Origin of the sequence: Actinopolyspora sabaoui (genome assembly GCF_051225635.1) — a bacterium.
GTDB lineage: Bacteria > Actinomycetota > Actinomycetes > Mycobacteriales > Pseudonocardiaceae > Actinopolyspora.
In genome coordinates this window covers 354,211-381,125 of the sequence record NZ_JBMIHH010000006.1, presented here as the reverse complement: position 1 = coordinate 381,125, position 26,915 = coordinate 354,211, and the positions used below count along the sequence as shown (strand labels likewise).

The 26,915-nt window shown below is 67.0% G+C and carries 24 protein-coding genes, 1 tRNA gene and 1 riboswitch; of the genes, 16 read left to right on the top strand and 9 right to left on the bottom strand.

Translation table 11 applies throughout. The annotated features are described in order from the left end of the window. Positions 1-97: 97 nt before the first annotated feature. Complete coding sequence (locus ACOQFL_RS14155) at positions 98-1,576, bottom strand: S10 family peptidase (RefSeq protein WP_435544605.1); 1,479 nt, start codon at positions 1,574-1,576, stop codon at positions 98-100. Positions 1,577-1,740: 164 nt separating this feature from the next. Here ACOQFL_RS14155 and ACOQFL_RS14150 point away from each other — a divergent pair, with 164 nt between their 5' ends. The 6 genes from ACOQFL_RS14150 to ACOQFL_RS14125 all read left to right on the top strand — a co-directional run bounded on the left by ACOQFL_RS14150 (position 1,741) and on the right by ACOQFL_RS14125 (position 5,545). Then, positions 1,741-2,424: a uracil-DNA glycosylase gene (locus ACOQFL_RS14150; protein WP_435544697.1), complete on the top strand. Its 684-nt coding sequence runs from the start codon at positions 1,741-1,743 to the stop codon at positions 2,422-2,424. Between the two features lie 93 nt (positions 2,425-2,517). After that, positions 2,518-2,943, top strand: coding sequence for a hypothetical protein (locus tag ACOQFL_RS14145; protein WP_435544604.1), 426 nt, complete (start codon positions 2,518-2,520; stop codon positions 2,941-2,943). Beyond that, positions 2,940-3,206, top strand: coding sequence for a HepT-like ribonuclease domain-containing protein (locus ACOQFL_RS14140; protein ID WP_435544603.1), 267 nt, complete (start codon positions 2,940-2,942; stop codon positions 3,204-3,206). The genes ACOQFL_RS14145 and ACOQFL_RS14140 overlap by 4 nt, the downstream gene beginning before the upstream one ends. After that, the gene (locus ACOQFL_RS14135) at positions 3,200-3,382 is read left to right on the top strand and encodes a HepT-like ribonuclease domain-containing protein (RefSeq protein WP_435544602.1); all 183 of its coding nucleotides are present in this window, start codon (positions 3,200-3,202) and stop codon (positions 3,380-3,382) included. The genes ACOQFL_RS14140 and ACOQFL_RS14135 overlap by 7 nt, the downstream gene beginning before the upstream one ends. Positions 3,383-3,819: 437 nt before the next feature. After that, positions 3,820-5,142, top strand: coding sequence for an NAD(P)/FAD-dependent oxidoreductase (locus ACOQFL_RS14130; protein WP_435544601.1), 1,323 nt, complete (start codon positions 3,820-3,822; stop codon positions 5,140-5,142). Positions 5,143-5,471: 329 nt separating this feature from the next. Next, a tRNA-Leu gene (locus ACOQFL_RS14125) sits at positions 5,472-5,545 on the top strand. 198 nt (positions 5,546-5,743) lie between these two features. Here ACOQFL_RS14125 and ACOQFL_RS14120 read toward each other — a convergent pair. After that, positions 5,744-6,433 (bottom strand): endonuclease V, encoded by a 690-nt coding sequence (locus ACOQFL_RS14120; RefSeq protein WP_435544600.1) that lies wholly within the window; start codon positions 6,431-6,433, stop codon positions 5,744-5,746. A gap of 257 nt (positions 6,434-6,690) precedes the next feature. On the opposite strand from ACOQFL_RS14120, the gene ACOQFL_RS14115 reads away from it, so the two are divergent. The 4 genes from ACOQFL_RS14115 (at position 6,691) to ACOQFL_RS14100 (ending at position 11,345) form a co-directional block, all read left to right on the top strand. Then, complete coding sequence (locus tag ACOQFL_RS14115) at positions 6,691-7,452, top strand: DUF3800 domain-containing protein (RefSeq protein WP_435544599.1); 762 nt, start codon at positions 6,691-6,693, stop codon at positions 7,450-7,452. Positions 7,453-7,961: 509 nt separating this feature from the next. After that, positions 7,962-8,155: riboswitch (cobalamin riboswitch) on the top strand. Positions 8,156-8,217: 62 nt separating this feature from the next. Continuing rightward, on the top strand, positions 8,218-9,246 hold the full coding sequence (locus tag ACOQFL_RS14110; protein ID WP_435544598.1) for an ABC transporter substrate-binding protein: 1,029 nt from the start codon (positions 8,218-8,220) through the stop codon (positions 9,244-9,246). Next, positions 9,243-10,280, top strand: coding sequence for a FecCD family ABC transporter permease (locus tag ACOQFL_RS14105; protein WP_435544597.1), 1,038 nt, complete (start codon positions 9,243-9,245; stop codon positions 10,278-10,280). The genes ACOQFL_RS14110 and ACOQFL_RS14105 overlap by 4 nt, the downstream gene beginning before the upstream one ends. Positions 10,281-10,580: 300 nt before the next feature. Beyond that, a complete protein-coding gene (locus tag ACOQFL_RS14100; RefSeq protein WP_435544596.1) occupies positions 10,581-11,345 on the top strand; it encodes an ABC transporter ATP-binding protein in 765 nt (254 codons plus the stop codon). 139 nt (positions 11,346-11,484) lie between these two features. Here the strand turns inward: ACOQFL_RS14100 and ACOQFL_RS14095 are convergent, their stop codons facing one another. Further along, positions 11,485-12,084, bottom strand: a complete 600-nt coding sequence (locus ACOQFL_RS14095; protein WP_435544595.1) for an NADPH-dependent FMN reductase — start codon at positions 12,082-12,084, stop codon at positions 11,485-11,487. A 463-nt stretch (positions 12,085-12,547) separates the two neighbouring features. Between ACOQFL_RS14095 and yidC the strand changes: the two genes are divergently transcribed. Next, positions 12,548-13,864 carry a membrane protein insertase YidC gene (gene yidC / locus ACOQFL_RS14090; protein ID WP_435544594.1) on the top strand — a complete coding sequence of 439 codons (1,317 nt, stop codon included), beginning with the start codon at positions 12,548-12,550 and terminating at the stop codon, positions 13,862-13,864. Positions 13,865-14,005: 141 nt separating this feature from the next. Next, positions 14,006-14,800 (top strand): Bax inhibitor-1/YccA family protein, encoded by a 795-nt coding sequence (locus ACOQFL_RS14085; RefSeq protein WP_435544593.1) that lies wholly within the window; start codon positions 14,006-14,008, stop codon positions 14,798-14,800. 268 nt (positions 14,801-15,068) lie between these two features. Here ACOQFL_RS14085 and ACOQFL_RS14080 read toward each other — a convergent pair whose 3' ends face one another. Both ACOQFL_RS14080 and ACOQFL_RS14075 read right to left on the bottom strand, forming a co-directional pair. Further along, complete coding sequence (locus ACOQFL_RS14080; RefSeq protein ID WP_435544592.1) at positions 15,069-16,289, bottom strand: acetyl-CoA C-acetyltransferase; 1,221 nt, start codon at positions 16,287-16,289, stop codon at positions 15,069-15,071. Positions 16,290-16,785: 496 nt separating this feature from the next. Beyond that, the gene (locus tag ACOQFL_RS14075; protein ID WP_435544591.1) at positions 16,786-17,700 is read right to left on the bottom strand and encodes an SGNH/GDSL hydrolase family protein; all 915 of its coding nucleotides are present in this window, start codon (positions 17,698-17,700) and stop codon (positions 16,786-16,788) included. A gap of 361 nt (positions 17,701-18,061) precedes the next feature. Here ACOQFL_RS14075 and ACOQFL_RS14070 point away from each other — a divergent pair, with 361 nt between their 5' ends. From ACOQFL_RS14070 to ACOQFL_RS14060, 3 genes are all read left to right on the top strand, one after another. Continuing rightward, a complete protein-coding gene (locus ACOQFL_RS14070; protein ID WP_435544590.1) occupies positions 18,062-19,429 on the top strand; it encodes a cystathionine beta-synthase in 1,368 nt (455 codons plus the stop codon). 222 nt (positions 19,430-19,651) lie between these two features. Further along, entirely contained in the window at positions 19,652-21,127 is a 1,476-nt protein-coding gene (locus ACOQFL_RS14065) for an RDD family protein (protein ID WP_435544589.1), read from the top strand. Positions 21,128-21,318: 191 nt separating this feature from the next. Then, a complete protein-coding gene (locus ACOQFL_RS14060) occupies positions 21,319-22,458 on the top strand; it encodes a cystathionine gamma-synthase (protein ID WP_435544588.1) in 1,140 nt (379 codons plus the stop codon). 266 nt (positions 22,459-22,724) lie between these two features. On the opposite strand, the gene ACOQFL_RS14055 is transcribed toward ACOQFL_RS14060, so the two are convergent. Further along, a complete protein-coding gene (locus tag ACOQFL_RS14055; RefSeq protein ID WP_435544587.1) occupies positions 22,725-23,006 on the bottom strand; it encodes a hypothetical protein in 282 nt (93 codons plus the stop codon). 598 nt (positions 23,007-23,604) lie between these two features. Continuing rightward, complete coding sequence (gene hppD / locus ACOQFL_RS14050; protein WP_435544696.1) at positions 23,605-24,750, bottom strand: 4-hydroxyphenylpyruvate dioxygenase; 1,146 nt, start codon at positions 24,748-24,750, stop codon at positions 23,605-23,607. Positions 24,751-24,978: 228 nt separating this feature from the next. Between hppD and ACOQFL_RS14045 the strand changes: the two genes are divergently transcribed. After that, positions 24,979-25,470, top strand: a complete 492-nt coding sequence (locus ACOQFL_RS14045; RefSeq protein ID WP_435544586.1) for an Lrp/AsnC family transcriptional regulator — start codon at positions 24,979-24,981, stop codon at positions 25,468-25,470. Between the two features lie 296 nt (positions 25,471-25,766). On the opposite strand, the gene greA is transcribed toward ACOQFL_RS14045, so the two are convergent. Both greA and ACOQFL_RS14035 read right to left on the bottom strand, forming a co-directional pair. Next, complete coding sequence (gene greA / locus ACOQFL_RS14040; protein ID WP_175496626.1) at positions 25,767-26,255, bottom strand: transcription elongation factor GreA; 489 nt, start codon at positions 26,253-26,255, stop codon at positions 25,767-25,769. A gap of 177 nt (positions 26,256-26,432) precedes the next feature. Further along, on the bottom strand, positions 26,433-26,900 hold the full coding sequence (locus ACOQFL_RS14035) for a DUF4307 domain-containing protein (protein ID WP_435544585.1): 468 nt from the start codon (positions 26,898-26,900) through the stop codon (positions 26,433-26,435). Positions 26,901-26,915 lie beyond the last annotated feature (15 nt).

Genomic DNA, 26,915 nt, shown 5'->3' with positions numbered 1-26,915 from the left:
TCCCACGAAATCGCCGCGCCCTCGGGCCTCCCCGCAGCGAGAGCCGTGCCAGAGGTTCCGCCGAGTAACCAGTTACGAAAGCCGAGGCGGCCCTGTTTCACCGAGAGACGAACTCGGCGAGATCGGCGGACTGCTTGATCCGCGAGGGCTCGTGCACGTACATCATGTGCCCGGCGGGGTAGTACCGGACCTCGATGTTGTCGCGCAGCTCCCGCGGGATCTCCAGCTGGGCCAGGGTGTGCTCGGCCGCGAAGTACGGCGTCGCCCCGTCGGTGTGCCCGCAACCCACGTGCACCCGCAGGTGCGGATTGCTGCGCATCGCCTTGGCCAGCTTGTCCGTGGCGGTCACCGCCATCCCCTCGAAGTCCTCGTAGGACCAGGGGTGGACCCGCATCGACAGCACCTCGTAGGGCAGGTCGTTGGAGTACTCCAGCTCCTGCCGCAGGTAGTGGTTGACCCCTGCCGAGTAGGCCCCGAGGAGTCCCGACACGCTCGGATCGTCCGATAGGTGCTCGCCGCCCGCGTCGGGCTCCCAACCGGTGAAGCGTCCGTCCATGCGGCCGACGGTCAGCCGCTTGTCGCGCAGCAGCTCGGTGAAGAACCGCAGGTGCTCGATCCGCAGGTTCACCCGGTCCACGTAGTCCGGACTCAGCCCGGTCAACTCGGCGGTGCGCCGCACCGCCTCGGCGCGGTCTTCGTCCGACAGCCGGGCTCCCTGCCGCAGCGCCCACGGGTAGTCCCGCGACGCGAACTCCTCGGCCTCGTCGAGCACCTCGCGCAGCGGGCGCTCCCCGTGCTTGCCGTGGTGGTGCGCGATGGCCGCGTAGGTCGGCAGGAACAGGCTGTAGGGCAGGTCGTTGCCCTCGGTGAAGCGGATGGTGCCCATGTCCAGCACCGTCGAGATCAGCAGCAGCCCGTTCGGGTAGAGCCCGTGCTTGCTCTGCAGGTGCTCGGCCAGTGAAGCGGCCCGCAACGTGCCGTAGGACTCGCCCGCCAGGTACTTCGGCGACAGCCAGCGGCCGTTGCGCGTGGTCCACAGCCGGATCAGTTCCGCCACCGACTCGATGTCGCGCCGGTAGCCGTGGAAGTCGCCCGCCTTGCCACCGCGCACCGCGCGGGAGAAACCGGTGGAGACCGGGTCGATGAACACCAAGTCGCTGTGCGCGAGCAGCGTCTCCGGGTTGTCGGCCAGACCGTACGGCGGGGCCGCGAGCTGGCCCGCGTCGCCGGAGACCACCTTGCGCGGTCCCAGCAGTCCCATGTGCAGGAACACGCTGGCCGCCCCCGGCCCGCCGTTGAAGGCGAACGTGACCGGGCGGTCGGAGGACTCCGGCGCATCGGCCACGTACGAGGTCACGAACACCTCGGCACCTGCGACGTGCCCGTCGAACTTGCCCTCGGTGTAGCTCTCCTCCCGCAGCACGTACCGGCCCGCGGTGGCCGTGTAGGAGAGCTGCTTGCCGTTGGCCGTGATCGTGTGGTGCGTGCTGACGAGGTCGTCGGTCGGTTCGGCCGAAGGCGTGCTCGACTGCCGGTTCGACTCGCCGGTGTTCTCGGTTTCCTCACTGGCTGTCATGGGCCGTAGCCTAATCGCCTCGACCGGAGGATCCGGTGGCCCGCGTGGGGGCGTTCGGGCGATGTGCCACCGTGACTGTGGTGTACGAGACACATCCCCGATCGCCCGGCCCGGCGTCGGTCGAACCGAGTGCCTCGGCGGGCGAGGCGAGCACGCTCGCCGAGCTGGACGAGGCCGTCACCGACTGTTTCGCCTGTCCCAGACTGGTGAGCTGGCGGGAACGGGTGGCAGAGGAGAAGCGCGCCGCCTTCCGCGGGCAGGAGTACTGGGGCAGGCCCGTACCGGGGTTCGGACCCTCGGACGCCTCGTTGGCAGTGGTGGGCCTGGCGCCCGCGGCGCACGGGGCCAACCGGACAGGACGCATGTTCACCGGAGACCGCTCCGGAGAGGTGCTCTACCGGGCGCTGTTCGACGTGGGGCTGGCCTCGGCACCGCACTCCGAATCGGTCGACGACGGGCTACGGCTTTACGGCACGCGGATCACCGCGCCGGTGCGGTGTGCCCCTCCCGCCAACAAGCCGACCCCGGCCGAGCGCGACGCTTGTTCGCCCTGGCTGGCGCGCGAGTTCGAGCTGCTCCGGCCGACCCTGCGGGTCGTGGTGGTGCTGGGCGGTTACGGCTGGCAGGCCCTGTTGGCGGTGCTGGCGGCCGGTGGCTGGGAGGTACCCCGCCCGAAGCCGAGGTTCGGTCACGGCGCCCGGGCCACGCTGCGCGACCCGTCGGGGAGCGAACTGCTGCTGCTGGGCTGCTACCACGTGAGCCAGCAGAACACCTTCACCGGCAGGCTGACGCCGGAGATGCTGGGCGACGTGCTGGGACGCGCCAAGGAGGCGGCGGGGATCGGGTGAGGCGTTCGGTTCAGCTCGCCGACGCCGGGCCGGACATCGGCGTGCTCGGTGCGTGATCGCTGCCCATCGGTCACGGGGTTATGCTGAGCGGTGATGACGACAACGCCGCGCGAAGCGCTCGGCTGGCTCCATTCCGCGGTGGAGTCGGGTGAAGTCGAGCGGTTGTGCGGCAGATACGATCTCGATCTGCTCGTCGTGCACGGCAGCGCGGTGGAGCGGGAGTCATCGCGAGCTCCGGCGGACCTGGATATCGCGTGTCGGCACCGTCCGGGCACAGCGCTGGACGTCGTCGGGTTGATCAACGACCTGATGGGCCTGACCGGCTTCGACGGTATCGATCTCCTCGATCTGAACACCGCCGGTGTCGTGGCCACTGCCCGGGCACTCGGTCCGCGGAGCCTGTTGTTGTACGAAGCGGAGCCGAGCCTGTTCACCCTGGCACAGATCGCGGCGTTGACCATGGAGATGGAGACTCGGCACCTACGCCTCCTCGACCTCAAGCTGATGGCTGGGCGATGACACGCAACGGCCTGGACGTGGACGTTCTCCGCAGCAAGCTCGAGGCGATCGATCGAGCTACGGCGACGTTGCGGAGCATCAGCCCGATGGACGCGAGCAGACTGCGGTCCGAGCCGGTGACCGCGGCCGCTGTCGAACGGTTGACCTGTCGGTTGGTGGACCTGGCCGCTGACATCAACACGCACATCAGCTCGGTTGTCCTCGGGCGCGCCCCGGAGAACTATCGCGACAGCTTCGACCTGATGGAGCGGCGCGCGTGTTGACGGCGGAGATCGTCGAGAAGATCAAACCTTCAGTGGGCATGCGCAACGCGATCGTGCACGAGTACATCCGCATCAACTACGACATCCTCGCGGCCGCGGTTCCACTCGCGCTCGACGCGTACTCGGAGTACCGCAAGCAGGTCGCCGGGTTCGTGTACGACCGGGCGACCCGGTGAAGTACCGCACTCGGCGGCTTTGGTGTCTCAGAGGTCTCGATTTTGCGCCTGGTTCGAGGGGTGGGCACGCCGCGACCGAAGCGCTGGGAGTGTGTGACGGGCCTCTCGATTCGGTGCTCCCGCGCTCGTTGATCCGAGTCTCCGGTATGGTGGGCGGGGATGATTCGAGATCGACTTCACCCGGTGTTCGCCATTGTCGTAGGCGACCGGTAGCCACGCCGATCGTGCCCGTGTCCTCCCGGTGATCCCGGTTCTTCCTTCGAGGACGCGTGTACCGCACGAGCGGAACTCCCGACGGTTGCGTACCGCGATGAGGCTGTACGCACCGTCCACGGCCGTGCACGGGTTGTTTTTGTGATCAGGAACACCCGCGAGCGGTGTCACATTTGAGGGGGCCGCCGGGGTGGCCCATCGCGTATTGGTGTGACCATAGAGGCATGGCTGGTAAATCCGATCCCACCCGGATTCTCATCCTCGGCGGCGGCTACGTCGGTATGTACACCGCGTTGCGACTGCAGTCCAAGCTCGGCCGCCGTGAGGCTTCGGTGACGGTCGTCGACCCTCAGCCGCATATGACCTACCAGCCCTTCCTCCCGGAAGCGGCGGCGGGCAACGTTGAGCCCCGTCACGTGGTAGCGCCGTTGCGACGAGTGTTGAAGCGGTGTCACGTTCTCACCGCGCGTGTCACGGAGGTCAACCACGAGAAGCGATCGGTCACGGTGGAGGATGCCGAGGGCATCGCCAGTGACCTGGGCTACGACGTGCTCGTTGTCGCACTCGGGTCCGTCTCGCGCCTGCTGCCGATCCCGGGTCTGCCCGAACAAGGTATTGGTCTCAAGACCGTGGGCGAAGCGATCTATCTGCGCAACCACGTGCTCGCGAAGATGGACGCCGCCGCCAACACCACCGATCCGGAGCTGCGCAAGCGCCTGCTGAACTTCACCTTCGTCGGTGGGGGGTACGCGGGTACCGAGGCACTGGCCGAGCTGGAGGACATGGCCAGGTACGCCACCCGCTACTACGAGTCCATCACCCGCGACGACATGAGCTGGTCGCTGATCGAGGCCGCCGGGCGGATCATGCCCGAGGTCAGCGAGAAGATGGGCGTCTACACCGTCAAGGCCCTTGAGGAACGCGACATCAAGGTCTATCTGAACACGTTCCTCAAGTCGGTGGAAAACGGCCACGCCGTGCTCTCGGACGGGACCGAGTTCGACACCGACACCCTGGTCTGGAACGCTGGTGTGAAGGCCAACCCGGTGCTGAAGAACACCGACCTCCCACTGGACGAGCGCGGCAGGGTCAAGGCCACCTCGCACCTGCGCGTCGAGGGGCACCCCGACGTCTGGGTCGCGGGTGACTGCTCGGCCGTGCCGGACCTGTCCAAGGCGGAGGAGGATCCCAACGCCACCTGTGCCCCCTCGGCGCAGCACGCCGTTCGCCAGGCCAATCAGCTGGCGAAGAACCTCATCTCCTCGCTGCGTGGCCGCAAGACCGCCGCGTACTTCCACCGCAACGCGGGTTCCGTCGCGGGGCTGGGGCTCTACAAGGGCGTGGCCGACGTTTACGGCTTCAAGGCAAAGGGCTTCGTGGCCTGGTTCATGCACCGCACCTACCACGTGAGCAAGATGCCGACCTTCAACCGCAAGGCGCGGATCGTCATCGACTGGACACTCGCGTTCCTGTTCCGGCGCGAGGTCGTCTCGATGGGGCAGATCCAGAACCCCCGTTCCGATTTCAAGCGTGCGGCTTCCAGCTGAGCCCGTTCCGGGCTCCTCGGTCGGTGATCACACGATCGGCAACGGGCCGTGCGTCGGGGAACCGGCGCACGGCCCGTTGTGTGTGATCTCCCGTTCTCTTGACTTTCTGTGACCTGTTCACGAGCATTACCTGAAAGTTGTCACCTGTATGGGTGGCTGTGGTAGTGCGTGTGGCGCGGCAGTGTTGATGTTTTTCACACGCTGTGATCGGGTTTGCTCCAGATGGCGGTTTCGTTTCTTCTGGAACCAACGGCAGCATTGGCACGTCTTAACAAGGGGCCCACTGTGGGTCGGTTACCGAAGGCGTGTCGGTGACGAGCCGAGGACGCGCCCCCGTAGCCCAATCGGCAGAGGCGGACGACTTAAAATCGTCGTAGTGTCGGTTCGAGTCCGACCGGGGGCACCGAAAACCGTTGTTCACGGTACGTGTGGATCACTATGCTCAGCGGGATGGGCCGGGGGGCGTCCATTTTGGATTCGGTGTGCCGCTGCCGAGACGCTCTTCCCTGAGATCGTGGACGTGACGTTTGTCCGTCCCCCTCCACTGTCCTCTTTCGTCGCTTCCTTGTCGAACATCGCGACGTGGACAGTCCCGTGCCGATCACGACCAGTGCGCCCAGTGGCCGACCGAGCCCCGGCGCCCCCACCGATCCGCGCTCCGTGTCGTCTCGGGCAGGCGGTAGTGCGGTGCGAGCCGCAGCACCAGTTCGCACGCCGCATCGAGGGTGAAGCGGTGGCCGATCGAGACGAACACCGGCTTCACGCCTCGTTGCGTCCGCAGCGCCCGGCCGACGATCTCCTCGTCGAACCGGATCGGTGACCAATCGCCGCGCTGTTCGTCCGGCGGCTCGTAGTGGCCCATCGCGGTCTTGGCGACGCCGATACTGGGGAGCTCGGTCAGCACGCCGAGGTGGCAGGCCACTCCGAAGCGGCGGGGATGGGCCAGCCCCTGGCCGTCGCAGACGAGCACGTCCGGCTCGCTCGACAGCCGGGTCAGCGCCTCCAGCAGCGGCGGCGCCTCGCGGAATGCGAACAGCCCCGACACGTAGGGAAACTCCGGCTCGCCGCGCACCACCACGCTGTCGGTCACGGCCAGCGAGGCCACGTCGAGCACCGTCACCGCCGCCACGAGCTCGTCGGTCTCCTCGCGGTAGGCCACATCCAACCCTGCCGCCGTGCGCACGACCTCGGGTTCACCGTCGAAACGCACCAGGGGCCGCAGCCGCTGCTGCACAGCGACGGCTTCCTGCTCCGTCATGGGCCACGGATGCGGATCACGGACGCCAATCACCGCCCCATTGTCCGACACACCAGGAACATTACGAGCGACCGCATCGTCCAAGGCGGCTGCATCAGCATCTACTACGGCCGATCTTGCACAAAACTCGCTGTCCGTATTCTCTCGTGCTCGAAGCGATATCATCGTGCGCCGTGTCAGTGGTGATCACGCTGCGGTGAGCCGCGGATCGCCGGAAGTTGGAGCGGAGGTTGATGTTGTCTCCTGGTTCGAGAGCACCTATGCCTCGTACGCCCAGCTGGGCGGGCAAGTTGCCCAAGGTCGAGGTGTATGTCGACGAAACCGGGGACCGTGGATTCGGTAAAGATTCCTCCACGTTCTTCGCGATGACCGCTCTGATGATTCCGGCGGAGAGCGTCTCCTACGCGAGGGCGGTCGCTGCCGGGCTGCGATACGAGATCGGAACTTCACGCCCGCTGCACTGGGTCGAGCACTTTAAGCCCAAGCGGGCGGACCGTCGCCAGCTCGCTACGAGTATGCTCGCCAGCATCCCGGACGCGAAAACGATTCACGTCATTACTCACAAGGCTACGGTCCAGTTCAATGAAGCTCTACGGAGCGACAATGAGAAGTTCTACAACTACACGACACGCTTGTTGTTGGAACGTATCGCGCTGGCAGCTCATGGGTGGCACGGCGGAGCGCGACTGGCGATCCTGCGGTTGGGGTCAGTCAGGCATATGGATCACGACGGAACGGTTAGTTATCTGAATCTGGTTCAAAACATTCCCTCTCCGGTGCATACGCCCTGGGAACACATTCGATGGCCACCGAGCTGGCACGGAACGAGTGAGTATGACGGCCTCCAGCTGGCCGATTTGCACGCGGGCATCCTGTCGGTGGCACTTCGTGGAGCTCCCGACGATGTCCGAGCCGCCCAGCTGCTGATCGAGTGCGGCCACCAGTTGCACCGAGCAAAGGGCAAGCTGCTCAACTACGGAATGAAGATCATCGGCGAGAACGACTTCGTCACCAATCGGTCCTGGTGGCCGAGCCTGCTCGAGAGCACATGACGCGTCCGGACAAAACGGAGCCCCTCAGTGGGCTCGAGGGGCCACAACCGCCTGCGGCGGAGGGATCCGGTTTCCCGGTTCCGGCTCATCCTCGCAACCCCTGAAGGGCTCCGGTTCATTGTCTCACTCGCCAACGACGTTGGCCCTTCCATTATGTCTCACTGTGCGTCAGAGTCAACACTCTTCGGTACCGGCAGGTGAACTACACCTGACAGGGGGAGAGCTGATTGGCTCTCATCCGCTCGGAGCGAGCAGCATTCACCCGGGGTTGGGGGCACTGCGTCTGATTCGGATGACCAACCCATTTCCGGACGATTGGGAACATCGACAACAGGGTGCACCGAGCGAGGTCCTCGTCGCCCGCCGACACGCGCCCAGCGGTTACCCGGAGAGCCCCGCACCGGATCTCCGGGCGTCGAAGCGGCTGTGAGTAGCGTCTCCTGTTGCGGCTGTGTTCGGGCGACGACGTTGCGCCGCCCACACCGAGCGCAGCCACACTCGCCGGGATTGTTAGGTTCTTCCTCGCCAGTCAACCCGCCCGGGCAGTTCCACCGGGCGGCGCAGGGAATCCGGTGCGAATCCGGAGCTGACGCGCAGCGGTGAGAGGGACGCGCGGAGCAGCGGCCACTGAGACGAGCTCTCGGGAAGGCGCTCCGAGTGGACGATCTCGAGCCCGAAAACCTGCTGGCTGTGGCGTCGCCCGACGCGACGCACGGAAACCGCCCGCACGGCTCTCGCGCATGGAGCCCCGACGGAGAAGGACTCATGAAGAGATCGTCCCGTGTCTTATCCCTGACCTGCCTTATTCCGCTCGGGCTCGGAGTGTTGACCGCCTGCGGCGGCAGCGGTTCGGAAACCTCCGCCCAGGACAGCGCCGCGGGCTATCCCAAGACCATCGAGAACTGCGGCGGGGAGATCACCGTCGAGGCCCCGCCGGAACGCACGGTCTCGCTGAACCAGGGCTCGACCGAGATCCTGCTCTCGCTCGGCCTCGCCGACCGCATGGTCGGCACCGCCACCTGGACCGACCCGGTCCTGAAGAGTCTGCGGGAAGCCAACTCCAAGGTTCCCAGGCTCGCCGACAACGCTCCCTCCTACGAGCGGGTGCTGGCCGAGGAACCGGATTTCGTCTCCGCCTCCTTCGAGAGCACCTTCCAGGAGGTGTCCTCCCGGGACGACTTCGCCAAGATGGGCGTGCCCACCTATCTCTCCCCGGCGGACTGCGTCAAGAACAACGAGGGCGACGGCGACGGCGCACGCAGCAAACCACTCGAGATGAGCACCATCTACCGGGAGATCGAGGAGCTCGCGCGGGTCTTCGACGTCGAAAAGCGCGGTGACCAGCTGGTCGAGGAGCTGCGCGGCAGGATGGACAAGGCCTCCTCCGACATCGACGCCTCCGGCGTGAGCATGCTCTACTGGTTCGCCAACAAGGAGTCGCCCTACATGGCGGGCTGCTGCGGCGCCCCCGGCATCATCACCGAGGAGATCGGCGCGAAGAACGTCTTCGACGACACGAAGAAGGAATGGCCCCAGATCAACTGGGAGACCGTGGCCCAGCGCGATCCCGACGTGCTGGTCATCGGCGATCTGACCCGCGAGAGCCAGACCGCGGAGGAAGCCGCCCAGAAGATCGAGTTCCTGGAGAACAACCCGGTCACCAAGCACATGGACGCCGTGCGCAACGACCGCTACATCCGGCTCAGCGGCGCCGCCATGAACCCCTCGATCCGTACCGTCAACGGCGTGGAACGGGTCGCGGCCAAGCTGCGTGAGTTCGGGCTCGTCGAGTGACCGCCCTACTGGCCCGCTCGCGCGGAGGTGCCGCCGCCGTTCTCTGGCTGGCGGGTCTGCTGCTGCTCGCGCTCTCCGTCGCCGTCACCATCACGTTCGGCCCGGCCGACATCGCCGTGACCAACGTGTGGGCGGTCGTGGGCGAGCATCTCGGTCTCGGCGACGCCGGGCTCTCGCTGATCCGCGAGGGGATCATCTGGGATCTCCGACTGCCGCGCACCATGCTGGCGGCGGTGTGCGGTGCCGGGCTCGGACTGTGTGGGGTGGTCATGCAGTCCCTGCTGCGCAACCCGCTGGCCGACCCCTACGTGCTCGGGATCTCCTCCGGGGCCTCCACCGGGGCCGTGCTGGTTGTGGTGCTGGGCATTGGCAGCGGGGTGCTCTCGCTGTCACTCGGCGCGTTCCTCGGATCACTGCTCTCGTTCACGCTGGTGATGGTGCTGAGCCACATCGTCGGCGGCACCGCCGACCGTGTGATCCTCTCCGGCGTCGCGGCCATGCAGCTGTTCTCGGCGCTGACCTCGTTCATCGTGATGTCGGTCGCCGACTCCCGGCAGACGCGCAGCGTGCTGTTCTGGCTGCTCGGCTCGCTGAGTGGAACCGGCTGGTTCGAGGTGTGGTTGTGCCTTGGCGCGCTGCTCGCGGTGCTGGTGGTGTGCACGGCCAAGTCGAGTTCGCTGGACGCGTTCACCTTCGGGCAGGACGCGGCCGCCTCGCTCGGCGTTCCGGTGGCGCGCACCAGGCTGCTGCTGCTCGTGGTGACGGCGCTGCTGACCGCCACGCTGGTCAGTGCCTCGGGAGCCATCGGTTTCGTGGGGCTGGTGCTGCCGCACGCGGCGCGGGCCATCGTCGGCCCCGGCCACCGCAGGTTGTTGCCGACCACCGCGCTGGCGGGGGCGATCTTCCTGGTGTGGATCGACACGATCGCGCGGACCGCGCTGGATCCGCAGGAGATCCCGGTCGGCGTGATGACCTCGCTGGTCGGGGTGCCCGCGTTCGTGGTCATCCTCTACCGCAGCCGCAAGGTGCACTGATGAAGGTGCTCAACCCGCTTTTCGCGGAGCTCGCTTGGCGGAACCTCTCGCGGGCGCTCGCTCCGGGGAGGCCCGACATCGGGTAGTTACTACACCACGTCGGGCCTTCCTCGCGAGCGCACCACGAGAGAACCCGCGGCGGTGTCGGTGGCGAGCTTGGTGTTCGGCGCTGTCGCGCAGGAGAGTGCCGGTGAGATGGACAAGCTCGATGAGCAGCACAACGTGGCGGTAGACCGACAACGAAGGCGGCATCCGACCTGACAAGGCAAGTTCCGTTACGAATCGCAGGGAGCGACGCTCATGAGTCTGCTGGCCGAGGAGGTTTCCTGGCGCACCGGGGGGAAGCTGATAGTCGAGGACGTCAGCATCGCCCCGGAGGAGGGAGCGACCGTCGGCCTGCTGGGGCCGAACGGTTCGGGCAAGTCGACCCTGCTCCGACTGCTGTCCGGGGTTCGTTCGGCGTCGGAGGGTGTGGTCCGACTCGACGGGTCCCCGATCGAACGAGTGGGGCGCAAGAACGTCGCCCGCAGGGTGGCCGTGGTCGAACAGCACGCGGGCACCGAGGTCGACATGAGCGTGCTCGACGTCGTCCGCCTCGGTCGCATCCCGCACCGGCGTGCCTGGGCGGGCGCCACGGCCGAGGACGAGTCAGCGGTGCGCTCGGCCGTGGAGTACACCCGGCTGGAGGACAAGGTCGACCGGTCGTGGCACACCCTCTCGGGCGGGGAACGCCAGCGGGTCCAGATCGCGCGGGCGCTCGCACAGCAGCCGAAGGAGTTGCTGCTGGACGAGCCCACCAACCACCTGGACATCCAGCACCAGCTGGAGCTGCTGGCGCTGGTGGTCCGGATCCCGGTGACCAGCGTCATCGCCCTGCACGACCTCAACCTGGCGGCCATGTTCTGCGATCACCTGCTGGTGCTGGCGGAGGGGCGTGCCGTGGCGGCGGGCTCCCCGGAACAGGTGCTGACCGAGGAGCTGATCGCCGAGGTCTACAACGTTCGCGCCAGGGTGGACGCCGAAGGACCGGACGGACGCCCATCCATACGGTTCTTCCCGGAGTGATCGGAGCTTCCGCCGTCACCTCTCGCGGGGTTTCCACCGTGCGCTACGGGGAGGCCCCACCACCGAGTGGTGGTCCCTTCGGGCGAGGCTGTCCGAGCCAGGCCACCCAAGCAAGGCCGCCCGAGCAACGCGCACCCGATCAACTTCGGTAGGGGCGCTTCTCCTTCGCCTCCCGGAGCGCGGTCGCCCACCAGGACAGGTCGTCGAGCATCATCTTGGCCGCGGCGGTGCTGCCCGCCCTGTCCTTGGGAAAGCCTTCCTCGTCGAAGGCCTGCCCGGCCCACTGGAAGCTCACCGTGTCCCGAACGGTCATGGCGCGGACCTCGGCGAACACCTGCCTGAGGTTCTCCAGGGCGTGCAGTCCGCCCGCGATCCCGCCGTAGGAGACCAGTCCGACCGGCTTCGCGTACCACTCGGACTTGTGGTGGTCGATCGCGTTCTTCAACGATGCCGGAAAACTGCGGTTGTACTCGGCCGAGACCACCACGAAGGCGTCCGCGGCGTCGAGCCGTTCGTGTAGTGACGTCTTCGAGCTCCCCGCGTCGGAGGCGGATTCCGCGCTCATGTCGATCGGCAGTTCCACCTCGGCCAGATCCACCAGATCGACATCGAAGTCACCGTGGCGTTCGGCCTCGGCGGCCATCCAGTTGCCCACCGTCGGGCCGAAGCGCCCCTCCCGGACGCTGCCGATGATCACTGCCACGCGCAGATTGGCGCCGGTCCTGTGGTCGATGGTCATCTCGTCTCCTTCCCTCGCGCCGGAAGCGGCGGTCGTCCCGCTCCGGTTGTCGTTGCCGAGATCGAAGCTACGAGTTAGATCAAACTCGAAGTCAAGTTCCCGATCGGACACTTCCGGATTCGGTTGCCGGGAAACCGGAATCGGGGACTGGGGGCCGTCCGGTTCGCGTACAATCTGGAACCGGAACGTGACACGGTCTGTGCCGTGTTCGAACGTCTTCGCCGAGTGGGTGTGTGGCGCGAGTGATCGAGTAACCGAGCGGTGGCCGGTTAGGGATCCCGGATTCGCATCGCCCCCGAAGCTCGGCATCCGCGCCGGTCGGCCGGTTACCGGCAGTCCCGCCCGCCGTGATCGAATGCGCTCGTGGCACCCTGGCGGGGTTGAACCCTCCGGTTCGTGTCGGAGTGCGGCTGTGCAGGTAGAGCCCGGATGAGCGCGCCGGGCGACGACCAGGAGTGAACGAGTGGAGCAATTCTTCGGCTTTATCCTCTACCCGGTGTCGTGGCTCCTCTGGGTCTGGCACCAGCTCTTCGGCGCCGTGTTCGGCCCGGATCAGGGCATCAGTTGGATACTCTCCGTCTTCTTCCTGGTGTTCACCCTGCGCGTGCTGCTGCTCAAGCCCGCGCTGAGCCAGATTCGCGCGGGGCGCAAGATGCAGAAGTTCGCCCCGCAGATGCAGAAGATCCGGGAGAAGTACAAGAACGACCGCCAGAAGATGGCGCAGGAGATGCAGAAGATGCAGTCCGAGCAGGGGGTCAACCCGCTCGGTGGCTGCCTTCCGGCGCTCGTGCAGATCCCGGTCTTTCTGAGCCTGTTCCACGTGCTGCGTGGGTTCGACCCCACCGAGGACAGCAACTTCGCCTTCGGCAGGCAGGGTGTTCAGTCCTTCGTCAACGCCGACATCTTCGGTGCCAAGCTCTCCAACTGGATCACCCAGCCCGAGCAGCAGTTGGAGCAGTTCGACACCACCCGCGCCGATATGATCATGGTGGGTATCCCGCTGATGATCGTCGCCTCGGTGGCCACCTACTTCACGATGCGAATGTCGATGAAGCGCCAGTCCGACGCGGCGATGGCCAACCCGCAGAGCGCGATGATGGGCAAGGTCATGATGTACCTCGCCCCGATCGGCGCCCTGGTATCCGGTTGGTTCCTGCCGCTGGCGGTGCTGTTCTACTGGCTCGCCAACAACGTCTGGACCCTGGGGCAGCAGCACTTCCTCACCAACAAGGTGGATCGGGAGGAAGCGCGCCAGAAGGAGCAGGACATCGCGGCCAAGAAGGAGGCCCCGCGCCCCAAGCCGGGACAGAAGCCGGACCGTAACGGCGAAAAGAAGGCCGTCGCGGAGCTCGACGAGGACGAGTCGGATGAGGAGTCGTCCGAGGCCACGGCGGAGAACGGCACCAAGTCCGCCGGTGGCTCCAAGACCGGCAGTGGTTCCAAGACTGGTAGCGGCTCCAAGTCCGGTAGCGGCTCCGCGAGCAAGAAGACCTCCCAGCGTTCCAACGGTTCCAAGTCGGGCTCCAGCGCCAAAGCGGGTTCCGGTTCCAAGGCGGGCTCCAGCGCCAAGTCGGGCTCCAAGGCCGGTTCCGGGAGTGCGAAGCCGAGCGCGAGCGCCAAGTCCGGTGATGGTTCGGGTGGCGGCTCGGGGAGCGGTGGTAGCTCCTCCGGCTCTTCCGGGAGTGGCTCGGGCAACAAGAAGGCCCAGCAGTCCAAGAATCGTGCGGGTGGCTCGGGTAAGCAGTCCGCTTCGCAACGGAGTCAGAAGAAGCGCCGCTGAAACCGTGACGTTCCCGAAACAGGTGAGGCACTGGGACCAGTGCCGCGATTACGGGTAAAGTGCGTTTTACGTGGCCGGGAACCGATCGCGGCTCCCGGCCGTTAATACGGGTGACGGCGCACGCACGCCCGGGAGGATGACTTGCGCACAAGCAGCAACCCTGCGTTCAAGAACCTGCCCAAGGGTGGGGGGTACGCGAACTTCAACTACGGCCAGCCCGCCGGTGCCTTCGGTACCGAAGGGCAGGCCACCACCGCTCCGCAGCAGACCGGACGGCCGCTGTCGATCGACGACATCGTTACCAAGACGGCCACCACGCTGGCCATCACGATCGGTACCGGTGCGGCCACCTACATCATCGGCGGTGCCGCTTCCTGGGGACTGGCTCTCCCGGCGGCGCTCGTCGGGTTCGTACTGGCGTTGGCCAACATCTTCAAGAAGAAGGTGAGCCCGGCACTGGTCATCGCCTATGCCGCCGTCGAGGGTGTGTTCCTCGGTGCGGTGAGCCACTTGTTCGCCACCATGGTGAACCCCGGGATAATCATGCAGGCCATCGCGGGCACCATGGGTGTGTTCGCGGCCATGCTGGTGGTCTACAAGACCGGTGCGATCCGGGTCACCCCGAAGCTGACCAAGTGGGTCATCGGCGCGGCGGCAGGTGCCGTCACGCTGATGCTGGTCAACCTGGTCGCCGGTTTCTTCGTGGAGGGCGGCCTCGGCATCCGCGACGGCGGTCCCCTCGCCATCGGATTCAGCCTGCTGTGCATCGGTATCGCCGCGTTCGTGTTCCTGCTGGACTTCGACGAGGCGGACCGCGCCATCAAGAGCGGTGTGGACGCCAGGTTCTCCTGGTACATCGCGTTCAGCCTGATGGTCACGCTGGTGTGGCTGTACCTGGAGATCCTGCGGTTGCTGTCCTACCTGCAGAGCGACTAGCGGTACTCCGCCGCTCCGGTTCTCGTGGGCGCCCGTTCGGCGCGACCGGCCACGTGCCCGCGAGAGCCCCCGGCAGGAGCTCAGGCGAGCAGAGCAGGAGCTCAGCCGAATCGAAGCGGCGCCCGTTCCCTCCGATACGGAAGGGACGGGCGCTGCTTTTCGTGTGACACGAACGACTCCGACAGCCGTTCCGAGAGGCGGCCCTGCGGAGGCGGCCCGTCCCGCGAGGAACCGCGCTCAACGCGACGGGCCGTGCCTCCTAGTGCGGTCAGCTGAGCCGTTCCAGCACCATGGCCATGCCCTGGCCACCGCCGACGCACATCGTCTCCAGCCCGAACTGCTTGTCGTGGTAGCGCAGCGAGTTCAGCAGCGTGGTCGTGATCCGCGCGCCGGTCATGCCGAACGGGTGGCCCACGGCGATGGCACCGCCGTTGACGTTGAGCTTCTCCAGCGGGACGCCCAACTCCTGGTAGGACGGGATCACCTGGGCGGCGAAGGCCTCATTGATCTCGACCAGGTCCATGTCGCCGATGCCCATGCCCGCCCGGCCGAGCGCCTGCCGCGACGCCTCTACCGGGCCCAGCCCCATGATCTCCGGGGAGAGTGCCGTCACACCGGTGGAAACGATCCGGGCCAGCGGGGTGAGCCCCAGCTCTTCCGCCTTGCGGTCACTCATGATCACCAGCGCGGCCGCGCCGTCGTTGAGCGGGCACGCGTTGCCCGCCGTGATCCGCCCGTCGGGGCGGAACACCGGTTTGAGGCCCGACACCGCGTCCTTGGTCACCCCGGCACGTGGGCTGTCGTCGGTGTCCACGACCGTTCCGGAGGGAGTGGTGACCGGAGTGATCTCCCGGGACCAGAACCCGTTCGCGGCGGCCTTCTCCGCGAGGTTCTGCGAACGCACCCCGAACTCGTCCATCTCGTCCCTGCCGATGCCCTTGGCGAGCGCCAGGTTCTCCGCGGTCTGCCCCATCGGGATGTAGACGTCGGGGAGTTCGCCGGACTCCCGCGGGTCAACCCACTCGGCGGCGCCGTTCTCGGCGGCCTGCTGGGTGCGCTGCTGCGCCCGGTCGAACGCCGGGTTGGCGGTGTCCGGCAGCGAATCCGAGTTCCCTTTCGCGAAGCGGGAGACCGTCTCCACGCCCGCGCTGATGAACACGTCGCCCTCACCGGCCTTGATGGCGTGCATGGCCATTCGGGTCGTCTGCAGGCTGGAGGAGCAGTAGCGGGTGATCGTCGTCCCGGGCAGGTGGTCGTAGCCGAGCAGCGTGGCGACCACGCGCCCCATGTTGTAGCCCTGCTCGCCGCCGGGCAGCCCGCAGCCGAGCATCAGGTCGTCGATCTCGCCGGGATCGAGTTCGGGAACCTTGTCCAGCGCGGCCCGCACGATCTGTGCCGAGAGATCGTCCGGGCGCATGTCCAGCAGGGACCCCTTGCCCGCGCGCCCGATGGGGGAGCGGGCGGTCGCGACGATGACTGCTTCGGTCATGGCGGGAACTCCTTCGCGGTTGCTGCGTCTGTTTCGAAACGGCTCCCGTGACGTGTCCGAGCCACGCACGGTGGAATGTGCTCACCCTAGGGGCCTATCCGCTGTTGGCGCGGTGATCGCGCTCACAACGATGTCATACCGACTGGATGGTACGCCTGCACATCACCCGAAAACACCTTTTTGTTGTGGTACTGGACCGTTTCGGTTGTCTTGGGTGCTCGCTTGGCGGAACCTCTCGCACGGCTCTCGCTGCGGGCCCGGCGACATCGGGTAGCGACCTACACAACGTCTCCGGCGTCCTCGCGAGAGCCGCACGGGAGAACCCGTGGCGGTGCCGACCGCGAGGGTGGTCGGAGCTCGGCCTGCGTCGATGACCCGGCGATTTCGTGGGAAATTTACGCCGCCCGAACGGGAACCGACCACGCTCCGGGGATCCCGCGTACGTCGTTCCGAGTCTTCGGAACCTTCACAGTGCGACTGCGGGGGAGTTCCCGGCTCAGTTCTCGGCACGGTGGCCCCACCACAGGTTCAGCCTGGCCACGAACCGGCGGGTCGGTCTGCGGGCCTCGAGCGCCGCGGACCGAGCCGGAGCCCTGGGCACCGGAATGCCGGTCCAGGCGCCGATCGCGTCGCACAGCGTGGGCAGCAGCAGGTCGGCGGCCATCTCGTACCCGGCCCCGGAGGGGTGGAACCGGTCCGGGCCGAACAACTCCACCGGCCGGGTCAGAAACTCGGGGGAGAGCAGGTCGGCCAGCGGCACGGCGTGACCTCCGGAGCGCTCCACCGCCCGGCGCTGTTCGGTCGCCAGGGTGAGACTCCTTCTGCGGACGATCGAACGCAGTGGCTGTGGGATGGGGCGGACCACTCCGAGATCCGGGCAGGTGCCGACGACCACCGCCACCCCCTCGTCGGTCAACCGGGACACCCCCTGTTCCAGCAGCCCCGTACTGGTTCTCACCGGTATGCGGGTCGTCACGTCGTTGGCACCGATCAGCACCAGCGCCAATCGGGGCGGTTCCCGGAGTACCGCGTCGATCTGCGCTTCCAGCCCCCTCGTGGTCGAGCCCACGACCGCGTGCGTGTGCAACCGCACCGGACGTTCCAGTTCCTCGGCCAGCCCGCTCGCCAGCAGTGTCCCGGGCAGCTCGCTGGCGACTTCGACACCGAGCCCGGCGGCGGAGGAATCGCCCAGCACGGCGAACTCCAGTGGCGGTATCGCGGCAGCCGCTTCGCCACCGAAATGCTCGGGGCAGTAGGTCCCGTCCGCGTTCAGCGGGCCGTTGCCGGGCAGCCCGATAACCCGCCTGGCGTATCTCGACTGTTCGTTGAGCAGACCGTACGCCGCGCCGGACAGACCGCCCACGGAGGCGGTGCCAACGGCAGCCAACCGCAGCAGTCGCGCAGCGATCATCGTTGCCTCCCCGACTCTCGCGGACGCCTCGGACACCGCTCTGCCGAATGGTCACGCTGTTCGGGTGAGGGCGCATGTCCGGGGAGTCCGAGTCCCGTCCGGTTGGGCGTGGTGAACCCGCCGAAGGTTCTGTAACCCGAATATCGTTCGTCACGGGCGAATGGTTAATGGGTGCCGAGCGGGCGAACGGGTGAAAATCGCCTGAACAACGGGTTCGTGAGGCTCACGAACCGACTACCCCGCCGCGAGCGCGGTGCGGCAGGTGGGGAGACTGCGGGTGGGCAGTTTTGGCCCCGGGAGAATTCGTGCGGAGCCGCGGTGCCGCCGCACCGCACACGGTTGATACGAGGAAGGAACCGCCGTGGACTACGTGGAGCACGTGGCCGATCTTGTCGGTGACACACCGTTGGTGCGGCTGAACTCACTGACAAAGCCCGGCACCGCCCGGGTGCTGGCCAAAATCGAATACTTCAATCCCGGCGGCAGCGTCAAGGACCGGATCGCCGAGCGCATGATCGAGGCCGCCGAGGAGTCGGGGGAACTCCCGCCGGGGGGCACCATCGTGGAGCCCACCTCGGGCAACACCGGTGTGGGGCTGGCGATGATCGCACAACGCAGGGGATACCGTTGCGTGTTCGTCTGTCCGGACAAGGTCAGCGAGGACAAGCGCAACGTCCTGGAGGCCTACGGTGCCGAGGTCGTCGTGTGTCCCACCGCGGTTCCACCCGAGCACGAGGACTCCTACTACAGCGTCTCCGACCGGCTGGCGGCTCAGGACGGCTACTGGAAACCCAACCAGTACAACAATCCCGCCAACCCCGAGTCGCACTACCACTCGACCGGTCCGGAGATCTGGAAGCAGACCGAGGGGCGCGTGACGCACTTCGTCGCGGGGATCGGTACCGGCGGCACGATCTCCGGTATCGGGCGCTACCTCAAGGAGGTCTCGGAGGGACGGGTCCGCATCGTCGGTGCCGACCCCGAGGGTTCGGTCTACTCCGGCGGGAACGGACGCCCTTACCTGGTCGAGGGCGTCGGTGAGGATTTCTGGCCGAACACCTACGACCGCGAGATCTGCGACGAGATCATCTCCGTCTCGGACGGGGACTCCTTCCGGATGACCAGGGAACTGGCGCGGCAGGAGGCGCTGCTGGTCGGCGGCTCCTGCGGCATGGCCGTGGTCGCGGCGCTGCGGTTGGCGGAACGCGTCGATCCCGAGGACGTGATCGTGGTGATGCTGCCCGACAGCGGGCGCGGTTACCTCACCAAGGTCTTCAACGACTCCTGGATGGCCTCCTACGGATTCCTTCCTCCGGGGCACAGTGGCGGTTCGATCGGGGACGTCCTGCGGCGCAAGGACGGCACCATGCCCGAGCTGGTGCACGTACATCCGAACGAGACGGTCGCCGAGGCGGTGGCGATCCTGCGCGAGTTCAGCGTGTCCCAGATGCCGGTGGTCAAGGCCGAGCCACCGGTCATGGCCGCCGAGGTCGCCGGCGCGATCAACGAGCGCGACCTGCTGGACGAGCTGTTCGCGGGCAGGGCCAACCTGGCCGACCGGGTCGAGACCCACATGTCGCCGCCGCTGCCCACGATCGGAGCCGGTGAGGACATCAACTCGGCCATGCGGGCACTCAAGAACGCCGACGGCGCGATGGTGCTGGTCGACGGCAAACCGGCCGGAGTGGTCACCAGGCAGGACGTGCTCGCCTTCATCGCGGGGCGGTGACCGGCGGTTCTCCTCGGTGGGTTGTCCGGGGTGACGGGGCCGGACCGAGTGGTTTCGTGGGCCGGATTATCTCGTTGCCCCGGGCGACCCGCTTTCGGCGGATACGTGCTGTGCTGGGAATATCGAAGTGCTGTTACACGGTGGCCCCTACGTCCGAGTGCTGTCGGATACCGTAGGTCGCGTACACGCCCAGGTTCACGCCCAAGGGGGTAGGAAAACCCGATGAGCTCTCCGCAATCACCCGAAGGTGGTAACCAGGAGGAGCGGCAGCCGGATTCGTCCTTCGAACAGCAGTCCGGTAACGCCGAGGCCGACGTGTCCACCCCGGACTCGACACAGAAGATCTCCTCACGGATGAATCCGCAGGAGTCGGAGCAGCCGGAGAGCGGGCAACAGGGCGATCGGAGTTCCGGTGCGGATTCGACGCAGGTCGTCAATGCCGCGCAGGCCATGCAGCAGATGGAACAGTCCCCGTCGCCGCAGCCGCCCCAGGAGGGCGGGACCACGCAGGTCGTTCCGCCTTCCATGCAGCAGCCGCAGCCGATGTACGAACAGCCAGGCCTGGGTGGACAGCAGTCGGGTGGTTTCGCGACGCAGCCTCCGGGCGCGCCCCCACCCCAGATGCCGGGACAGCCCGGGCAACAGGCCGTGCCGGGGCAGCCACCCGGCCAGCAGGGGCTTCCCGGACAGCCGGGCATGCCGGGGCAGCCTCCGCAGATGCCGGGACAGCCACCCGGGCAGCCCGGGATGCCCGGCACGCCCAGTGGTGGATTCCCGGCACAGCAGCCACCTCCGCCGGGACAGCCCGGGCCGTTCGGGGCGCCGCAGCAGGGGCAGCCTCCCGGTGGTAACAAGTCCGGGACGGTCGTCCCGGCAGGGCCGCCGGTGGAGTGGGGTGACCGCGCGAAGAGCTACCTCATCGACGGCATCGCCCCCAGCGTGGTCTACGGCATCATCTACCTGATCGCTTCGGCCATGTTGATCGGGGGCGCTGCCGACAGTGTTTCCAGTGGCGGGACGAGTGGCGGTGGTGCCGCCGTGTTCGGCGGAATACTGATGTTTTTGGCCGCAATCGCCCTGCTCGGCTTCATGATCTGGAACTACGGTTACAAGCAGGGCACCACCGGGCAGTCCCTCGGCAGGCGTATGGCCGGGACGATGCTGATAAGCGAGGCAACCGGCAGGCCGGTCGGGTTCGGTTACGCCTTCCTGCGCCACCTCTGCCACATCGTCGACGGCCTTCCGCTCGGCATCGGTTTCCTGGCGCCGCTGTGGGAGGTCAAGAACCAGACCTGGGCCGACAAGATCATGGGCACGGTCGTCGTTCCCGCCGTCCCGGCCGGTCCCGGTGGTCCTGGTGGTCCCGGCGGTCAACCCGGCATGCCCGGCCAGCCCGGCATGGCTCCCGGACAGCAGTACGCCCAGCCCTACGGCCAGCCCTATCCGGGGCAGCCCGGTCAGCCGATGCCGGGGCAGCCCATGCCCGGCCAGCCCGCGCAGGGCCAGCCCATGCCCGGCCAGCCGATGCCGGGGCAGCCGATGCCCGGACAACCCCCCGCACCGGGACAGCCGCCGCAGCAGGGGCAGCCCCCGCAAGGACCCCCGCAGCAGGGCCAGCAGCCCATGCCGGGGCAGCCCTACGGGCCGCCGCCGGGTGGATACCCGCCGCAGCCACCCGGACAGCCCCCGCAGTGGTGACGGCACCGCTCACCACCGGGCAGCCCTCGGAATCCGCTTGAGGTTCGCGGGCGCGCCCACCTCGTACGCGGGGTGAGCGCGCCCGCGAATCTCGTTCCGCCCGGATTCGGGCAGGCGCGAAGGGGGGTGGACCTTCTCGCCGCCCGCGAGCGTGTACGGGGTCCCGGAGGACTACGAGTAGGGTTCCGGGCATGACCGACGGTTTCGCCACTCGCGCCATCCACGCGGGTCAGCACCCCGACAGCTCGACCGGCTCCGTGATCCCACCGATTCACGCGACCTCGACCTACGCCCAGGACGGTGTCGGAAATCAGCGAGCGGGCTACGAGTACTCCCGCACCGGCAATCCCACCCGCACCACGCTGGAGGAGTGCCTGGCCGCGCTGGAATCGGGGAGCTACGCACGGGCCTTCTCCTCGGGGATGGCCGCCACCGACGCGGTGCTGCGTAGTGTGCTGCGCCCGGGTGACCACCTGGTCATCCCCGACGACGCCTACGGCGGGACGTTCCGTCTGATCGACAAGGTACTGACCGGGTGGGGAGTCGACTACACCCCCGTCCGCGTGTCCGAGGTGGACGAGGTGCGCGCCGCGATCCGGCACAACACCAAGCTCCTGTGGGTGGAGTCGCCAACGAACCCGCTGCTCAACATCGCGGACCTGACCGCCCTCGCCGAGCTCGCCACCGAGACCTCCACCCGGCTCGTCGTGGACAACACGTTCGCCTCGCCCTACCTGCAGCAGCCGCTGTCGTTGGGGGCCGACGTGGTGGTGCACTCCACCACGAAGTACCTCGGTGGTCACTCCGATGTGGTCGGTGGTGCCGTGGTCACCTCCGACGAGGAGGTCGCTTCCGGGATCGCGTTCCTGCAGAACACCGTGGGTGCGGTTCCAGGACCGTTCGACGCGTGGCTCACACTGCGCGGCATCAAGACCCTGGCGGCGCGGATGGAGCAGCACAGTGCCAACGCGGCCAGGCTCGCCGCGGCGCTGCGGGAACACCCCAAGGTCACCAGGGTGTTCTACCCGGGGTTGCCGGAACATCCCGGCCACGAGGTCGCGGCGCGACAGATGCGGCTGTTCGGCGGGATGGTGTCGTTCACCCACGCCGACGGGGAACAGGCCGCCGTGGACGTCTGCGCCCGTACCCGGTTGTTCACCCTGGCCGAGTCACTGGGCGGGGTGGAGTCGTTGATCGAACACCCCGGCAGGATGACCCACGCGAGCACGGCGGGTTCGCTGCTGCAGGTGCCCGCCGAACTGGTCCGGCTCTCCGCGGGCATCGAGGACATCGACGACCTGCTGGAGGACCTGCTCGCCGCCCTGAAGTGACACCGCGAGGCCAGGGCTGCTCGCCGCACCGCTGGGGCGGTGCGGCCCGGGGCGTGAATTTCCCACGAAATCGCCGCGCCCGAGGCCGCCTTCGGGAAGCGACCATGCGGGTAAGCAGCGCGGGTGTCCCCGGTGCGTGAGTCGGATGCATTGCAAGGCCGGGCCGCTCGCCGCGTAGGTCGCTACTCAAGAGCCGGCCCAACGCGGCAAGGCGCCGACTCACGTGACGGCTACCCGGCTACGTACGCAGGCCTTCGTTGCGGTTCTCAAGGACGTAGGCCGGGGGCCTGTTGGCTGTGAGCCCCTTCGACCTTCCAGGACGGCGCCGGCACGGCGGGCGTGGTTACCTCTTCGGAATTCACCGGCAGGTCCTCGCGGCTCACGCAACCGCCTACCAGCCGCACGGCCTCACCGTTCGTCTCGTAGCTGCCGGGGTCGCCGCAGCCGGAACTGACCACGGTGAACACCGCGACGGCGCACAGTACCGTCGCCGTTGTAAGTCCCGTGACCAGGGGAAGCGTGCCGGAAGAGGTACTCAGCCGTGGCATGGTGCCTCCAGGGGCGGTATCGGTCGGTACGCTGATGACCCGGTCTCGATGATGTGGCCTCGTCAAGCTTACCGAATCCGTTTTCGAGTGGCGCGTTTCGAGTGAATGGCGCGAGACACTCGGTTACCGGTTTCCGGCGCGGGATTCGCGTGTGAAACGGGTTCGCGAGGATTCCACTGTCCGCTTCGTACCGGCTGTTTCAACCGGCCGGTTTCGTGCCAGCCGTTTCACACCGGCTGTTTCGTGTCGATCGCTTCGAGTCGTCTGTTTCGTGGCGGCCGGTTAGCACTGATCGCTTCGTTCGAAACACCGACGCCCGTCCCCGACCGAATCGTCGAGGACGGGCTCAATCGGTCATCACCCGACCTGAGGCCGATGCTACCCACGTGACCGCGGCTCTTTCGTGGGAAACGGTGCCGAAGCACTCGGTAGAGTGGCAACTTCCCTCCTTCCGGGTGAGATGCTCGACCGCCGAGTCCTCGGTCACGAATCCCGCGAAACGTCACTCGTGCGTCCGGGGTGGGGCACCGTTCGATCTCGTGCCGCCCCACCGGATACCGGGGTCTCGGGTGCGTCACGAGTGAGGAGCGAAGCTCGATCAGAGGTTGCCGCGCAGTTCCTGCTCCCGCTCTATCGCCTGGAACAACGCTTTGAAGTTGCCGATACCGAACCCGAGCGAGCCGTGGCGTTCGATGAGTTCGAAGAACATCGTCGGGCGGTCCCCGATCGGTTTGGTGAAGATCTGCAGCAGATAACCGTCCTCGTCCCGATCCACCAGAATCCCGTGCTCCTTGAGCGTTTCGATGGGCAGCCGTACCTCACCGATCCGGGCACGCAGCTGCGGATCGTCGTAATAGGAGTCGGGAACGCCGAGGAACTCGACTCCGGCGGCACGCATCGCGGTCACACTGGTGATGATGTCGTTGGTGGCCAGCGCGATGTGCTGGCAACCCGAATCGCCGTAGAACTCCAGGAACTCGTCGATCTGCGACTTCTTCTTGCCGAGCGCGGGTTCGTTGAGCGGGAACTTGACCCGGTGGTTGCCGTTGGCCACCACCTTGCTCATCAGCGCCGAGTACTCGGTGGCGATGTCGTCACCGATGAACTCGGTCATGTTCACGAAGCCCATGACGCGGTTGTAGAACGACACCCACCGGTCCATCTCGCCCATCGGCACGTTGCCGACGCAGTGGTCGATCGCCTGGAACACCCGTTTCGGCGCTCCCTCCGGCTTGCGGTACCCACTGTCCTTGGCGACGTAGCCGGGAAAGTACGGACCGGAGTACCCCGACCGGTCGATGAGGCTGTGCCTGGTCTGCCCGTAGGTGGCTATCGAGGCGTAGCGCACCGTGCCGTGCTCGTCGGAGACGTTCGTCGGCTCCTCCAGCACGGTGGCTCCCTGTTCCCGGGCGTGGGACACGCACTTGTCGACATCGGTGACCTCCAGAGAGAGGTCGCACACCCCGTCACCGTGCTCGCGGTGGTGGTCGGCCAGGGAGCTGTTCGGGTCGACCGCTCCCTTGATCACGAACCGCGCCGAACCGGACTTGAGCACGTAGGCCCGGTGGTCGCGGTAGCCGGTTTCCGGTCCCCGATAGGCGATCAGCCGCATGCCCAGTGCGCTCTGGTAGAACACCGCGCTCTGCGTCGCGTTCCCCGAGATGAACACGACCGCGTCCATGGCTCTGACCGGGAACGGGTCACTGTCCGGGTCGTGCGGGACCAGGCCGACCAGTTGCTTCATCTGCTCGAACGTCACGTCGTCGCGTTCGGCGGCCCCGGTGCTTTGGTTGGCGGTCTCGGTCACGGTGTCCTCCCGCTGAATGCGAACTCGATGCGTACGCAAGCCTGCGAGTACCTCGCACCCTGCGCAACAGGAGGCTCCACGGCTGTACAACCTGCTCGATTCGTGGTCGGTTGGGGCAAGGTCGATTGCCCATCCTGTAGCACCGGGAAACGTTCGGAGTGTGTCTTGAGTACCACAAACGGTCAGGAACCCCTCGACGAGCTGGACGCTCGCCTGCTGCTGTTGCTCTCGGACGAGCCCCGCCTGCCGGTGCTGGAGTGCTCCCGCCGCCTGGGCGTGGCGCGTGGCACGGTGCAGGCCCGCATGGACCGGATGATCCACTACGGCATGCTGCGTGGTTTTCCACCGGAACTGGATCTCGCCGCCGTGGGGTACGGACTGACCGCGTTCGCGGTGCTGGAGATCGCCCAGGGGCAGCGCGGTTCGGTGGCCGAGCAGCTCGCCGCGATAGACGAGGTCTGCGAAGTACACGCCACCACCGGTCAGGGTGATTTGTTCGTGCGCATGGTCGCGCGATCCAATGATGATCTACAGCGCGTCATCGACCGGGTGGTGGCGGTCACCGGTGTGTTGCGTACTTCCACTTCCATCGCACTGTCCACACCGGTGCCTCCTCGCGTGCGCCCGCTGCTTGAGCGCCTGGCCGATTCCGAGTGACCGGGCCGATTCCGAGTGACCGGGCCGATTCCGAGTCACCGAGCCGGGCTCGCTGTTCGAGGTGCCTCGCGAAACGACGGGGAAGCCTGTTCACGTGCCGGGGCGGGTTGGCAAGCCGCCCCGCACTGTGTTCCGGGCGGATTCGTGACGGGGGAATACCCGCGGAACCGGAGTGAACCGCCCCTGCGCGGGGGCGGTTGGTGTACGTGGTTTGGCACACCGGCGGTGGTGCACACCGCCGGACGGGATCTCCGGGCCTGGAGCGGCTCCGCCGCAATCCGACCGGAGAACTTCGATTAGCCCTGGAACGGCTCCGCCTTGATCAGGGTCACCTGCATCTTGCCGCCGTTGGGCAGGTCGTACTCGCAGACGTCACCCTCGGCGGCGTCCAGCAGAGCCTTGCCGAGCGGCGAGCTGGGGGAGTAGACCTCCAGATCACCGTGGGCGCCTTCCTCACGGTTGGCGAGCAGGAACTTCTCCTCCTCGTTCTCGCCCTCGAACCGCACGGTCAGCACCGAGCCGGGACGCGCCACACCGGACTCGGTCGGAACATCGCCGACCTTGGCGTTGCGCAACAACTCCTGCAGCTGGCGGATGCGGCCCTCCAGCTGTCCCTGCTCCTCGCGCGCGGCGTGGTATCCGCCGTTCTCCTTGAGGTCGCCCTCTTCGCGAGCTTCGTTGATCTTCGCAGCGATCGCCGGGCGCTCGGCCACGAGCTCGTCCAGCTCACCCTTGAGCCGGTCGTAAGCATCTTGGGTCAGCCAGGTCGCCTGGGTATCGCTCACGGTCACCACTCCTCGTCGACTGCGGTTCCGCGCTCCGCGGACCGATAGCTTTCGCACTCCGAAGAGCTCGGAATGGAAAAACACGGCCCGTGCGGGGCCGTGCTGGTAGCGACAATAACACGAGTAAAGGGGTGTTGTGGGGTATTCAATCGGTACCACCGGAGTGGCGTGACGAGTTCACCCGGATGGCCGTGCACCTTCCCGGAGATAATTCGGCACGTCGTAGGAACAACCGAAAACCTCACCGGTCACCGGCTGCTCCGAGGTCTTCAGTATCGTCTCGACGTAGGTGGTCGTCTCGCCGGGTGGGAGGTAGACCTCCTTGCGTCCCGCCTCCTTGCCCGAGATCCCACGGGAACGCACCACGCATTCCGCGGGTCTGGAGGGGTCGTCGCGGCGTACTTCCAACGTGATGTGCACGGTGTTGTCGTCGCGGGGGTCGAATTGGGAGGCCTCCCCGTCGATGGGGGCGGTCCCGAAGTTTCGGTAGGCCGCTACCGCGAGCACGATGCCGAGTGCCAGTACCAGCGCACCTCCCAGCCATACCGGCCATCGCCGGTCGCTTCCGGAACCGCGCTTGCCGTATCTGCCCTCGGGAACCCCGCGGCCCGTTCCGGGCGAGCCCGGCTCGGATGAACTCGTCACGGTCTCAGCCTCTCG

Bases quoted from the DNA above. Each gene is read 5' to 3' on its own strand.
- hppD (WP_435544696.1), bottom strand. From the start codon at position 24,750: ATGAAGCAACTGGTCGGCCTGGTCCCGCACGACCCGGACAGTGACCCG.
- ACOQFL_RS14155 (WP_435544605.1), bottom strand. From the start codon at position 1,576: ATGACAGCCAGTGAGGAAACCGAGAACACCGGCGAGTCGAACCGGCAG.
- ACOQFL_RS14100 (WP_435544596.1), top strand. From the start codon at position 10,581: ATGAGTCTGCTGGCCGAGGAGGTTTCCTGGCGCACCGGGGGGAAGCTG.
- ACOQFL_RS14075 (WP_435544591.1), bottom strand. From the start codon at position 17,700: ATGATCGCTGCGCGACTGCTGCGGTTGGCTGCCGTTGGCACCGCCTCC.
- ACOQFL_RS14095 (WP_435544595.1), bottom strand. From the start codon at position 12,084: ATGACCATCGACCACAGGACCGGCGCCAATCTGCGCGTGGCAGTGATC.
- ACOQFL_RS14060 (WP_435544588.1), top strand. From the start codon at position 21,319: ATGACCGACGGTTTCGCCACTCGCGCCATCCACGCGGGTCAGCACCCC.
- ACOQFL_RS14065 (WP_435544589.1), top strand. From the start codon at position 19,652: ATGAGCTCTCCGCAATCACCCGAAGGTGGTAACCAGGAGGAGCGGCAG.
- ACOQFL_RS14140 (WP_435544603.1), top strand. From the start codon at position 2,940: ATGACACGCAACGGCCTGGACGTGGACGTTCTCCGCAGCAAGCTCGAG.
- ACOQFL_RS14055 (WP_435544587.1), bottom strand. From the start codon at position 23,006: ATGCCACGGCTGAGTACCTCTTCCGGCACGCTTCCCCTGGTCACGGGA.
- ACOQFL_RS14110 (WP_435544598.1), top strand. From the start codon at position 8,218: ATGAAGAGATCGTCCCGTGTCTTATCCCTGACCTGCCTTATTCCGCTC.
- ACOQFL_RS14080 (WP_435544592.1), bottom strand. From the start codon at position 16,289: ATGACCGAAGCAGTCATCGTCGCGACCGCCCGCTCCCCCATCGGGCGC.
- ACOQFL_RS14145 (WP_435544604.1), top strand. From the start codon at position 2,518: ATGACGACAACGCCGCGCGAAGCGCTCGGCTGGCTCCATTCCGCGGTG.
- ACOQFL_RS14130 (WP_435544601.1), top strand. From the start codon at position 3,820: ATGGCTGGTAAATCCGATCCCACCCGGATTCTCATCCTCGGCGGCGGC.